General features: G+C 37.6%; 10 protein-coding genes. 8 read left to right on the top strand and 2 right to left on the bottom strand.

Annotated features, from left to right (window positions below; genetic code table 11):
- Positions 1-235: 235 nt before the first annotated feature.
- Positions 236-1,162, bottom strand: a complete 927-nt coding sequence (locus ACYQ2O_RS07265) for a rolling circle replication-associated protein (protein WP_459796317.1) — start codon at positions 1,160-1,162, stop codon at positions 236-238.
- Positions 1,163-1,380: 218 nt separating this feature from the next.
- Between ACYQ2O_RS07265 and ACYQ2O_RS07260 the strand changes: the two genes are divergently transcribed.
- The 8 genes from ACYQ2O_RS07260 (at position 1,381) to ACYQ2O_RS07225 (ending at position 12,026) form a co-directional block, all read left to right on the top strand.
- Complete coding sequence (locus ACYQ2O_RS07260) at positions 1,381-3,165, top strand: type I restriction-modification system subunit M (protein WP_459796315.1); 1,785 nt, start codon at positions 1,381-1,383, stop codon at positions 3,163-3,165.
- Positions 3,155-4,402, top strand: a complete 1,248-nt coding sequence (locus tag ACYQ2O_RS07255) for a restriction endonuclease subunit S (protein WP_459796314.1) — start codon at positions 3,155-3,157, stop codon at positions 4,400-4,402. Before ACYQ2O_RS07260 ends, ACYQ2O_RS07255 begins: the two co-directional genes overlap by 11 nt.
- Positions 4,402-7,401, top strand: coding sequence for a type I restriction endonuclease subunit R (locus ACYQ2O_RS07250; RefSeq protein WP_459796313.1), 3,000 nt, complete (start codon positions 4,402-4,404; stop codon positions 7,399-7,401). Before ACYQ2O_RS07255 ends, ACYQ2O_RS07250 begins: the two co-directional genes overlap by 1 nt.
- 70 nt (positions 7,402-7,471) lie before the next feature.
- Positions 7,472-8,272, top strand: coding sequence for a hypothetical protein (locus tag ACYQ2O_RS07245; protein WP_459796311.1), 801 nt, complete (start codon positions 7,472-7,474; stop codon positions 8,270-8,272).
- Positions 8,273-8,628: 356 nt separating this feature from the next.
- On the top strand, positions 8,629-9,759 hold the full coding sequence (locus ACYQ2O_RS07240; protein ID WP_459796310.1) for a hypothetical protein: 1,131 nt from the start codon (positions 8,629-8,631) through the stop codon (positions 9,757-9,759).
- 84 nt (positions 9,760-9,843) lie between these two features.
- Positions 9,844-10,221 (top strand): helix-turn-helix transcriptional regulator, encoded by a 378-nt coding sequence (locus ACYQ2O_RS07235; protein ID WP_459796309.1) that lies wholly within the window; start codon positions 9,844-9,846, stop codon positions 10,219-10,221.
- 269 nt (positions 10,222-10,490) lie between these two features.
- On the top strand, positions 10,491-11,312 hold the full coding sequence (locus ACYQ2O_RS07230) for a hypothetical protein (protein WP_459796307.1): 822 nt from the start codon (positions 10,491-10,493) through the stop codon (positions 11,310-11,312).
- Between the two features lie 135 nt (positions 11,313-11,447).
- A complete protein-coding gene (locus ACYQ2O_RS07225; protein WP_459796306.1) occupies positions 11,448-12,026 on the top strand; it encodes a type IV toxin-antitoxin system AbiEi family antitoxin domain-containing protein in 579 nt (192 codons plus the stop codon).
- Positions 12,027-12,272: 246 nt separating this feature from the next.
- Here the strand turns inward: ACYQ2O_RS07225 and ACYQ2O_RS07220 are convergent.
- Positions 12,273-13,243, bottom strand: a 971-nt coding sequence (locus tag ACYQ2O_RS07220; RefSeq protein ID WP_459796304.1) for an IS1634 family transposase, incomplete at its 5' end; no start/stop codon positions are given.

Below are 13,243 nucleotides of genomic sequence, written 5' to 3'. Positions count from 1 at the left end.
TTTCTGATATAATTTGATTCATAAGAAGACCTCTTTCTCTAGCGTTGTCGTTATCTCTAGATTAAGGGTCTTCTTTCTTTTTGTCTAGGTCGAATTTCCCCTCTTCCGACATTAATTTTACACATAGGACTGTCTCCTCCTCAGTAACACTATTTGTCTACCCTAAAGATTAGTACCGCTCATGTCGTCATTATGTGTATATATAATCAAGGGGAGGGCTGAGGAGTATGTGAGCTTACTCCTTTCGAGTGAGTTGTATGTGTCTTTGAAGCAAAGCGAAATCGTCGTTGTAAAGAAGAAAGGAATTATCCCAATTTTTCTCAAAATCAGTTCCATACCGACTGATGCATTCGGCATAGGTCATAGAAAGTTTGGGTGGTTTTTCGATCCCTTTAGAATACGAGTAGATTTTACAGTTGGGAGGGTAAAGATCCAGTCGTTTATTTTTTGCAATGGTAGCTACTGATAGACTACTTGAAAATGATTCAACTTCTTCTCCATTTTCATCAACAGCAATATCCATCAGGTGCTTTGTTAGGTAAACTGCCAGTTGATTCACTTGTTCAATGGCTTTTACATGAACAAAACCAAGCCCCCATTTCTCCATAAGCAAGTCTGTCCATTCTTTTATAGAATGATTGGTCTCTACAGATGGGCTGCATGCAGTGTACTTAAACAGCACATGCATATGCCATTTGCCAGACAGGTGAGGTTCTCGGACAACCAGATAATCGAAGGTTACTTCTTTCTTGAAGTGAGTGGTCAGCCTTCGAATGAAGTTTCGAAAATCTTTATTGAGTTCGGCATGGTGTGCCACAGCTTCTTTGTAAGTGAGTGTAATGAACAGTTCGTTTTTCTCTCCCTCAAAAGAATTTAAAATTAACCAGTTTAATTCTCTCTTCGTTCTATGAAACGTCGACTCATTCTCTCTTCTGTTCTCTCTATGCTTGTACTGCTTAACAGTATTTGTTGCAGGGTCGAGATAGGTATCTTTTGTTAAGCGTTTTACTGGCTCGTGATCAGGCGTGGCTATTGAAGCGTCATTTGATGAACCCACTTGATTTTTCTCAGTGTAGCGGATATCTACATTTCGACGAGTCGGAATCACCTTGACGTAATCAGTATCCAGTATAGTCAGTTCCCTGACATCCTTCTTATTCATATGTTTCTCCTCCTTATTCCTTTCCTTGTTATAGGAGAAAGAAGAAGAAACCATTCCATTTCAATAGCTTATGCTGTTCGAGGTCAAAAGATGCCTTAGGATTTTATCTATGAGGAATCTCTGTTAGCTGAGAGTTGGCTATGATGAGATGAAATGAAAGTTTGAAAGTGATATTATTAAACAGTACGCATTATTGAATCAAGAAAGAGGTAGTACATATGAATGAAACAGATCGTCATTTACAAACCAACATCAATATACAAGAAAAATCCAACCTGATTTGGAACAACGCTGAAATATTAAGAGGACTGTATAAGCCACATGAATATGGGGAAGTTATCCTCCCGATGACTGTCATTAAACGATTCCATGATACGCTTTTACCTACACTGGAACAGGTGCATGAAACATATGAAGAATATAAGACCTTTGAGGTAGTGGATCCGTTCTTGCTGGATGCGACTGGGGGCTATTCTTTCTATAATACGAGTAAGTTTACTTTTGCTTCGCTACTATCAGATCCAGAACACATTGAAGAAAACTTCCGTGCCTACTTGAATGGTTTCTCCGACAATGTTCAGGATGTTTTGGAACATTTCTCATTCGACAATCATATCAGCAGATTAGCCAATAATGATAAGCTCTTTTACGTTATTCAGGAATTTAATCAACCCACTGCTTACATGGGTGCAGACAAGATTTCCAGTACTGATATGGGTTATGTTTTTGAAGACTTAGTTCGCCGTTTCTCTGAGTCTTATAATGAAGAAGCTGGGGAACACTTTACAAGTCGTGACATTATATACTTGATGACTGATATTCTTCTGGCTGAGGACGAGAATATGCTGATGGATAATGGAGTCGTCAAAACAGTATATGACCAGACTATGGGAACATCACAAATGTTGAGTGCCATGACTGAACGTTTACAAGAGTTTGACCGAGATGCAGAAGTAACCACGTTCGGGCAGGAAATAAACCCATCTACATATGCAATTGCAAAAGCGGATACGATGATCCGTGGAGGTAACCCAGGAAACATGAAACTGGGTAATACGTTGACTGAAGATGGTTTCCCAGGATATACCTTTGACTACTGTATATCTAATCCTCCTTTTGGTGTTGACTGGAAGAGTTCCCATAAGAAGGTTAAGGCAGAACACGACGAGGGAGAAAATGGACGCTTTGCTCCTGGTTTGCCCCGCAAGAGTGATGGCCAACTACTTTTCACACTGAATGCCTTAAATAAATTAAAAGATGATGGTCGCATGGCAATCATTCATAATGGGTCTGCTCTATTCAGCGGGGCTGCAGGGAGTGGCGAGTCCGAGATCCGTCGATACGTAATTGAAAACGACTGGTTGGATGCGATTATTCAACTTCCAGGGGACAGTTTTTACAATACTGGAATCACGACTTACATTTGGGTATACTCCAAAGACAAACCCCTTCATCGTGAAGGGAAAGTTCAGCTTATCGATGCCAGTGAAATGTACGATAAACGTCGCAAGAGTATTGGTAGCAAGCGTGTCGATATGACTGAAGAGTGTCGCGAAATCATCGTACAGGCGTATGGGGAGTTCTTGGAAAAAGAGTACGTTTTGGACAATCGCCGGGTAGAATCTAAGATTATGAACAATGAAGACTTTGGCTTTTACAAAGTGACTGTAGAAAGTCCTGAAAAAGACGAAGAAGGTAATATCATTTTGAAAAAAGGCAAGCCAAAAGCAGATACAAACTTGAGAGACACTGAAGACATTCCTTTAACTGAAGATATTGACGAGTACTTTGAGAGAGAAATCAAGCCCTTCAATTCAGAAGCCTGGATTGACAAGAAGAAAACAAAAATCGGCTACGAGATTCCCTTTACTCGCCTATTCTACAAATATAAAGCACCTGAAAAGTCAGAGGACATAGCTAAGCGTATTTCAGAAATAGAAGCGCGTATTGTTAAGAGCTTCGAAGCCCTCTCAGGTGAGGAGGTCGATGTAGATGGTGAATAGAGAGATGAAGGATAGTGGAGTAGAGTGGATAGGCGAAATACCATCCTCATGGGATACTATAAAACTCAAGTATCTGTGCAACATAAAAACTGGAGACAAAGATACTATTAATAGGGAAGAAGGAGGAATCTACCCTTTCTATGTGAGATCTCCACATATTGAGAGAATAAATAGTTACTCTTTTGATGGAGAGGCTATTTTAACTGCTGGTGATGGTGTCGGGGCGGGAAAGGTATTTCATTACGTTAATGGAAAATTTGATTACCATCAAAGAGTTTATAATTTGCATAATTTCAAATTTATCAATAGTAGGTACTTGTTTTACTACTTAAAGTACAACTTTATTAGAGAAGTAGAGCAAGGAACAGCTAAGTCAACAGTGGATTCAATTCGACTACCTATGCTCCAAAATTTTAGAGTAGTAACACCACCTATAGAACAACAGCAAAAGATTGCTGCTTTCCTGGATGAAAAAGTGGCTCATATCGACAATATCATCGAAGATACAAAACAATCGATTGAGAGCCTGAAAGCCTACAAGCAATCTCTCATTACCGAAACAGTCACCAAAGGACTGGATCCAGAAGTGGAGATGAAAGATAGTGGGGTTGAGTATATTGGCAATATACCTTCTCATTGGAATTCCAGTAAATTAAAATATCAATTAAAATCTCCTTTAAAATATGGTGCCAATGAATCGGGTTTGGATTACGATAAGCACAAACCAAGGTACATTAGAATAACTGACATACTTGAAAATAATAAATTGACAAGTACAAATAGACAGTCATTAGAGGAAGACGTGGCCCAAGAGTATATTTTAAAAGTGGGGGACTTACTATTTGCAAGAAGTGGTGCTACCGCCGGTAAAACATACATGGTAAACGAAGAAACTCCGCATAGTGCTTTTGCAGGGTACTTGATAAAAGGAGAAGTTGAGGACTTAAATGTGTCCAACTATGTATATTATTACTCGTTATCCAAAAGCTACGAAGAATGGAAAAATTCAATTGTAATACAAGCAACTATTCAGAATATTGGAGCTGAAAAGTACGCAAACATGTTTTTACCTATACCACCAAAAGACGAACTGATTGCTATTGTTGAATATCTAAACAAAAAATCTGAGAGTATAGATCTAATATTGAAAAGTAAAAGAAGATTATTGTCAGAATTAGACTTGTTCAAAAAATCACTTATTTATGAATACGTGACTGGTAAAAAGGAGGTCAAGTAATGTCTTTACAGGATGATGAACGTCGCTTTGAACAGGATATTGAAACGTATTTACTGACACAAGGTGGTTACATTAAAGGAAGCATGAAAGGCTATGATGCTGACCGGGCGATTGATTTAGGTCAGCTTTTAACATTTGTCAAAGAAACACAGCCTAAGCAGTGGAAAAGATACGAACGCAACTACCAAAGACAAGCCGAAGATAAGTTTTATAATCGGCTGAATGATGAGATTAATAATAATGGATTGCTACATGTGTTGCGGCATGGCATTGAAGATCGAGGGGCTAAGATAAAAGTCGCAGCTTTCCGCCCTGAATCGTCTTTGAATGACAAAGTGATTGCGGACTATCAGGCGAACCGACTGACTGTTACACGTCAGTTTGCCTATAGCTCCAGTAATCGCAACACATTGGATATGGCTATATCATTGAATGGGATACCTATCGTAGCGTTGGAGCTAAAAAATCAGATTAAAAGCCAGAGTGTCACACACGCCAAGCGCCAATTTAAAGAAGACCGGAACCCTCGGGAGCTGTGCTTTCAGTTCAACAAACGCTTCTTAGTTTACTTTGCGGTCGATCTTTATGAAGCATGGATGACTACTCAACTGAAAGAGGATGATACCTACTTCTTGCCCTTCAATCAAGGCAGTAAGGGGGCTGGGAATGTTGGCGGCAAAGGAAACCCTGACAACCCAACTGGTTATGCAACATCCTATTTATGGGAGAAAGTACTACAAAAAGACAACTTGATGGAAATCTTGCAGCGCTTCATGAGTCTGGAGGGCGATCCCCATAAAGGAAAGCTTATCTTTCCGCGCTACCACCAGTGGGATGTTGTGTCGAAATTAGTGCATCATACTCGTACGAATGGAAGCGGACGCAATTACCTTATCCAGCATAGTGCGGGAAGTGGAAAGTCAAACAGTATAGCCTGGTTAGCTTACCGCTTGAGTAGTCTACATAATCAGGATGACGAATCGGTTTACTCCTCTGTTATCGTAGTAACCGACAGACGTGTACTGGATCAGCAACTTCAAAAAACCATTGCCAGTTTTGATCACGTGACCGGACTGGTGGAAACCATCGACGACAAAAAATCATCACAGGATTTGAAAGACGCCATTAATGCTGGTAAGAAAATAATTGTGACGACGCTCCAAAAGTTCCCAGTGATTTATGACGAAGTAGATAGTGCCAATGGTCGAAATTTCGCAATAATTGTCGACGAAGCCCATTCATCACAAACAGGAAGCAGTGCGCAAAAGCTAAAGACTGCTTTAGCAGATACCGAAGCAGCCCTTAGAGAATATGCTGAGATTGAAGGGGAAGAAGAAGCCAATAAGTTGGATGGACAAGATAAATTAGTGAAAGAACTAATGAGTCATGGCCGCCACGATAACTTAAGTTTCTTTGCTTTTACCGCTACACCCAAAGAGAAAACCCTTGAAATGTTTGGCTCCAAGCAAGAAGATGGAACATTCAAGCCGTTCCACACCTATTCTATGCGCCAGGCAATTGAAGAAGGCTTTATTCTCGATGTACTTAAGAATTACACAACCTACAAGACTGCTTACCGGATTGCTCGCGAAACAGATGACAACCCAGAAGTCCCTGAAACACAGGCACTGAAAGCCATTAAGAGATACGAGTCCCTTCATCCATACAATCTTAAACAAAAGACTGCTATTATGGTTGAACAATTCAAGGAAGTAACCCAGCATAAGATAAAAGGGAAAGGCAAAGCAATGATTGTTACTCCCTCAAGATTGCATGCAGTACGTTACTTCAAAGAATTCAAAGCGTACATCAAGCAAAAAGGCTACCATGATATGGATGTACTGGTGGCATTCAGCGGTACTGTTAATGATCAATCAGAAGAGTATACCGAAAGCAAGCTGAACACGAAAAAGGATGGCAAGTCGATTTCGTCTGATCAAATAAAGGCGGAATTCAATACTGAAGAATTCAACGTCATCGTAGTAGCGGAGAAGTTTCAGACAGGCTTTGATGAACCGCTTTTGCATACGATGTTTGTTGACAAGAAGCTAAGCGGAGTCAAGGCAGTTCAAACCTTATCTCGACTGAATAGAACACATCCCGATAAAAATGACACTTTTGTATTAGACTTTGTTAACGAAGCAGAAGAAATCAAGGAAGCATTTGAACCTTATTACGAGGAAACAACTCTGAATGAAGCCATTGATGTCAATTTAGTCTATGATACAAAGAACAAATTGCGTAAATACGTTGTCTATAATCAAAAAGACGTAGATGATATCATGAAAATCTATAATAAAAAAGGGCCACAGAATGACCGCCAATTAGGTCAGTTCACGAGTGCTTTGAAGCCTATTATCAATCGGTATTTAGACTTGGAAGAAAGCCAGCAATATGAATTTAGAGTGACTTTACGAAATTTCGTCAAGTGGTATGCCTACATCACTCAGTTAACACGTATGTTCGACCAGACACTCCATCAAGAGTACATTTTTGCCAAATACCTTGTAAAGTTCCTGCCAAAGGAAAGCAGAGACGTGGTAGATCTTGATGATAAGATTAAATTGGAGTTCTTCCAGCTGAAGAAAGAGTTTGAAGGGGATGTATCACTGACACCGGATACTGTGGATGGCGAGCTGGAAAATGTTAAAGAAGTGGATGCCAACCCTAAACCACCCGAAGAAGATGAGTTTTTGGAAGCGATCATTAAGAAAGTCAATGACCGCTTCCAAGGCGAGTTTACTGATTCAGATAGAGTAGTAGTAGAAGAAATTTACCGAAAAGCGATTAAAGGAAATACAAAACTCAAGCAGCAAGCCAACAACAACAGTCAACAAATGTTCGAAGAAAACCTCTTCCCGCAAGAGTTTCAAAAGATTGCCCAAGATTCATTCAAGTCACAGTCAAAAGCCTTTGCGAAATTGTTCAAGGATAAGGCGTTCTATACAATTGTGCTGAATGCAGTCAGTCGCGAGGTATACAAAGAGTTAAGGAAGTAAAAACGATTTCTATAGTCTAAGAGAAGAGGAATAATACACATTCAGTAGTTTTAGAAAAGGAGGAGATGTAATGGATAATGCAAAGCAACTCTATATTGACCTGTATAAAACTAACTTCAGTGAAGATGGAATGACTGTTATAGAGAACAAACACTTGAGTAAAATCGACATCTGTACAGATGTCGATGTACAAGAAGTAGTATTCAAGTTGAGGGAACTGATTTTTAAAAGATATAGTGATGGTTTATCTATCAAAGCTGAAGAATTTGATTCCTTCTGTTATCTCAACGTTTTTGTGTTTTTCGGTGAAGACGTAAGCACATTAATTGAATACTTGGAATCCATTTCTCTTGATAATGTAACTTGCATTGATGAATCGTCCTTGAAAAGAGAAGATGGGGAAGTAACCTTCCTCTCAATCGACTATATTGACCAAGAAGACCTCAAAGAATTTGAGTTATTAATGAAAGCACAGGGCTTAGATTCAGAAAAATATTTACTGGGTCAAAGTGCATATGAACGCGGCGCAGGTGACTATCATCAAATCGTAGTTTTCGTGGTGGAAGGAATAGCATTAGGTGCATTATCTGAATTTGGTAGACGTTCCATTAAAAAGTTTTTTGATCAGTTTGGTGAATATCAAAGACCATCACTTATAAAATTCAATCCCGATATAGCTATAGACTATGTTTCTGAGAGAAGTGGTTTTAATAAACAAGACCTTCGAGTAACACGAGTATCACCAACAGAAGATAAAAATATTGAAATTAAAGTGACGAGTAGGTATAAAGACTTTTTGCTGACTTATGAAAAGAAGTCGAAATCAATTACCCATTATGAAGAAACAAGCAAGTCCCAAACATTGATATAATAACCAATTAAAACGAAAGACATCAACTTAACAAGTAAGTATAGTACCTCACATTAATGAAGAACTGAAAATATGCTAAAAGACGAGCCCGTAACAGGTTCGTCTTTTTTGTTTTATAGACATCAGTTGTGTCTATAATTTGTCGGTAGATGGTGAAGGTTTTTGACCACTGTCAAATTGAATATGAGACAAGATTGAAACAACAAGGCTGTTATTCTCTTTTGAGTTAGTGGTAAAAGTGTCACTTTTGACTATAGTCATTAATATAAAAATAACTAAAAGTGATTGGTAATTGTTCTTTTAGAAATAAGAAATCAAGGTTATAATGTCTGAAATGATAGAAAAGGGTGATCTATATGACAATGCTAAAAAAAAGCATGATAGGAGAATACATATTATTCTTTGATAGGGAGGATGAGCTTCGTGCAGGTAAGATATACGATATAGAAGAATCAAAACTATCAATTCATTCTCTAAGGAAAAACAGTAGAGGATCAAGTAAACTCTATTATTACAGTTTAGAAGAATCTGAGGTTTTCAAAATTGTTTCTCAAGATTGTGCTATTCAATTCGTTAATGAGGAAAGGATAGTAGTGAGAAGAAAGAAAGAATCTTTAAGTCGTAAATCAAGTAGAAATATAAAGAATATACTGATTGGATTGAATGATACAATTGAGTATTCAGAGCAGCATATCATTAAAAATGAGTATGATGTGAGTTTAGACAGGTTTGGCTTAGATCAATTAGACTACAAAATGTTGGAAATGCTATTTTCTAATAGTATATTTTCATCGTTGTCTGAGCGAACATCAAAAATTGACTTAGTGAGATTTGTAGGAAGAATATATTGCTCTCCTTCAATTTCTGACTACTATTCAACATTAATCAGACTCTATTATTTGAGAGAAGTAGGTCATTCGATTACTAAATATAAAGAAGGTGAAGTAAAGAGAGGCGAAGCACTGGATATCTTTGAAGAAGGATTTTCATTTCAAACGAACTGGGTATTTTTAACAGGTATAAATTTCCATAATCCAACCGGGAGAGATGTTTTCCTGGAGATAAGTATAAATACTACATCTTATGTTGCCATATTAAAGATTCTAATTGAAAAGAACTGGGAGGATCACAACACCCTGACATTAAAGGATGATGTAGCGCTATTTGATTACTTACTGAAAGTAATCACGAATGAGTTGGTTGCAAATGGTAATTGTTGGGTAGGTAAGTTAGAACAGTTCAAATATATTGAATTCTTTGAATTTTATAGAGAAGAGCAACTGAGAGATGCTCTTGTATCAACAGTGAAAAAAATAGAGGCTGCAACATCTTTAAAAGTTGAGTATCGTTTCGATAAGAATGCAATCTATCTAAGATGGAATCAAATTTCGAGTTTTAATAAGCGTTTCTTCAACCACAGTGAAGAATACGTCTACGTAGGGGACTTCATAAGAACATTAAGCAATATGATTAGATCAGATGAATAATTAGGATAAAGGAATCATATAATAGGACATCATAAAAATTTAGGAGTTGGGCAAAAGGTTCAACAATAGGGCAGGTGAGATTAAATGAAAGAATCAATTGGAAATAAGCTAAAGACAGCCAGAAAAAGCAAAGGCTTGACGCTTGCTGAGGTAGCTCACGAAGTAAACTGTTCACCAGCGTACATTTGTAGGATAGAAGGGGAGTCTCGGCATAACATCAATTACAAGTTGTATGCTGAGTTGGTGAAGTTGTATGGGATAGAAGACGATACAGCAACCGGGTTTAATGTAGGAACAGGAATGAATCAAGATTCAGCTGAATTAATGCAAGAGTTGATGAAGCAGAATGAGCGTATGACAGAAATTCAGTGGGCGGCCCTGAAAATTAATGAGGACTTATCGCAACTAAAGGACTTCAATAAAGAATTTATAAAGCAATACCTTCAGCCCGATACTGAATAGACGAATAAGCGGACATCACAAATCCTGTGGTGTTCTTTTTTTGTGCTTGCATTCCATCATAGGCATTGTTGTACAAGGCGTACACTACTTGGTTAGAAGACTGTATCGGAAACCTACTTCAGCCAATACCTTTGCAGGTTTAAGGGTCGAACAGGGGTCAAACAAGGTAGAACCTCATGTGGTAATTATAAGGAATACTCCTGAATAAAATGAGACAACAGAGCAGCAAAGACCTGCTTTGAAAAATCATCTATTAGGAGGAACACTCTATGAGAAAAGAAATAAAAGTGATTGACAAGGAATTGAAGCTAACAGCAGCAGAGTTTCGGACTCTGTTTGAAAGACCCGAGTATGAATCAGCTAAAACGAGTATGTTTGTGAGTGCTGAGGAAGAAGAGCTTATTAACGCTTTTCTTAAAAACTGTGATCCGTTTGTTATACTGTTTAATCGTTTGATGGATAGGCATGAAACAGTAATAACTGAATGGCTCTTAGTAAAGCATGCAGAAGCTATGTTTGAGGAACAAGCTATCAAAAGCAACTTCAGTTTGACTGCAAAGAGAAGAAAGTACCTACGTTGGAGAGTAGAGAGCGCTTATAAAGGGTTTGTAACAGAACTTTATGCCATGACTCTTTTGTCGGAGAATGTTCCCGACATTCTAATTTCTACCAATGCAACAGCTGACTTGAAAGAAGGAGTTGATTTTATGGTGAGTTTCTTGGAGACTAACATGACTTACCGATATCACGCAACTTCCCATGAAGGACTAAAACGTCTCAATTATAAAGAGAACAAAGTGCCTGGTAGATACTTTGGGAAGGACCCGAACATAAGCTACAACAATAAAGAGGACGATGAACATTCTTATCTGATAAATGGTTTTCCATTCTTCAAGGACCAGTATCTTTTAAAATGCCTTGAAGAAATGATTGATGATAAGAGTAAAGGATTCTGGACTGATGACTCTAACTTTCTTGACCGATGCACAAAACATGGAGGTGTGTGGGAAACTCTGAAAAGTAACGATGTGGATCATTCGCTTGAAGAAGCGATTGAAAGGATAAAGAACTTTTTAAGTGAAACAGACTAAAAATTAAAATACCCAACTTGAGTATGTCTAAGGTCATAGTCAAGTTGGGTATTTCACTGAATAATAATTTATTGATTTATATACTTCGTTTAAGAATTATAGTAGTATGAAAATAAAGAAAGAGGGTGAGTACATATGAATAGTCTCGACAAATTGTTAAAGGGCAGTCGGGCTTTCACCGCAAGAGAAGCTAATGAGCTTGGTTTATCCAATGAAAGACTTAGTCTTCTTACCAAGCAGAAGAAAATTGAAAAAGTAGACTATGGTGTCTACCTGCCGATTAACGCATATAAGGATGATATGTACAGCCTTCAAATGAGAAGAGAATTTGTTTATTCTCATGAGACTGCTTTGTACTTGCATGATTTAACCGACAGAGACCCTTTAAATTATGTTTGCACAGTAAAACGAGGTTATAATTCACATAAATTGAAAGAAGCAGGTTTTGAAATCTTTTATGTAAAAAAAGAACATTACTCGATTGATACTGTTGATATAGAAACAGTTTTTGGCAATATAGTGAAGACCTATTCCATGGAAAGGACTTTGTGCGACATATTGAGGAGTGAAAGCAGAATGGATAAGGAAATTATCATTAAGGCTTTCAAAATGTACAGCAATAGAAAAGATAAAAACTTACATTCCTTGAATGACTTAGCACATTTTTTCAGAATAAGTCAGAAAGTAAGAACATTCCTGGAGATTCTACTGTAACGTCACTCGTAGGTCACTGAGTTATAATAATGTATCCTATTGTGGGATCGGTATGAATTAGTCGAACTGTTACATTATTCGTGACCGAAACGTGACCGAAAAATTGCTTCTTTGCACATTCCTATGAAGCATGATATACTTGCAGAACAGCGGTTTGAATGTCTATCTCATCTTTAACACCCAAAACCCCGATAAATCCCTACACTAAGGGATTTACCGGGGTTTAAAAATGCTCAAAATAGGGTACTATTTTGCTATTTTTGTATCTTTAATAATTTTTTTTATTATTTTGTTGCTCACAATTTCTGTATCTGTCCGAAACCCAAAGGTTTCATGTAAATGATCGGTTAAACGAGTCCGCATGTACGTTGGGATATAACCGTGTCCTTTCGCATCATACACCCTCATTTTCTTTAGCGTTTCGATAATTTCTGGACATGTAAAGGTTTCTCCTAATTTCTTTTCCAAGATACGAAAGATTAATAAAGAGAGAAAACAGGTCAAGAAGTGAGCTTGAATGCGTTCATCTTTTTGAAGGTATACAGGACGTGATTTCATTTCACTTTTCATAATTCGAAATGTTTCTTCAATTTCCCATCGTCTTTGATTAATCGCCACAATTTCTTCTGGAGTAGAATGAACATTAGTACACACCCCATAAAGCCCATCATACTGAGCTTCTTTCTCTATTTGTTCACTATTTAGTGTATAGTGCGTCTTTTTAGCTACTTCGCCATTTTTAGTAAAACTTACTGATTCAATAAATCGGTTAGGATCATTTGCTCTTTTCTTTTTCAACTGACTAGGATTATCAATTTTTTTTAGGGCTCGTTCAATCTGGCCTTCCCGAATATTTTGATGATAGCTTTGATATTTAAAAGAAAAAGTAATGATTAAACGTTGTTCAAGCCCTTTTTCATTAATCCAACGTTCTTTATAGAAAGTATTCTCCGCATATTTCTTTGGATTTAAAGTGGATAAATCATACTCTTTGAGTCGATTTTTCCCCGTTGCATGGGTAAGTTTCCAGCCCGTTTTATCTAAAGCAAAGGCTTTTAAATGCTTTGGAAGCATTTTTATAGATTGAGTAGTCACAAACCCTCTTTGTCCTAATGTGTTGTATTTTCGGTTATCTGCAGAAGAGAGACCAGCGTCAGTAATCACAATCATTTTTGATAAGTCGAAATCTTTCATAATCCTTTTCTGAAGAGGTTTTA

This window comes from Alkalibacterium sp. m-11, from assembly GCF_054658155.1.
Note: the sequence above shows the minus strand (reverse complement) of the source record. Positions and strands in the feature narration are given on the sequence as shown.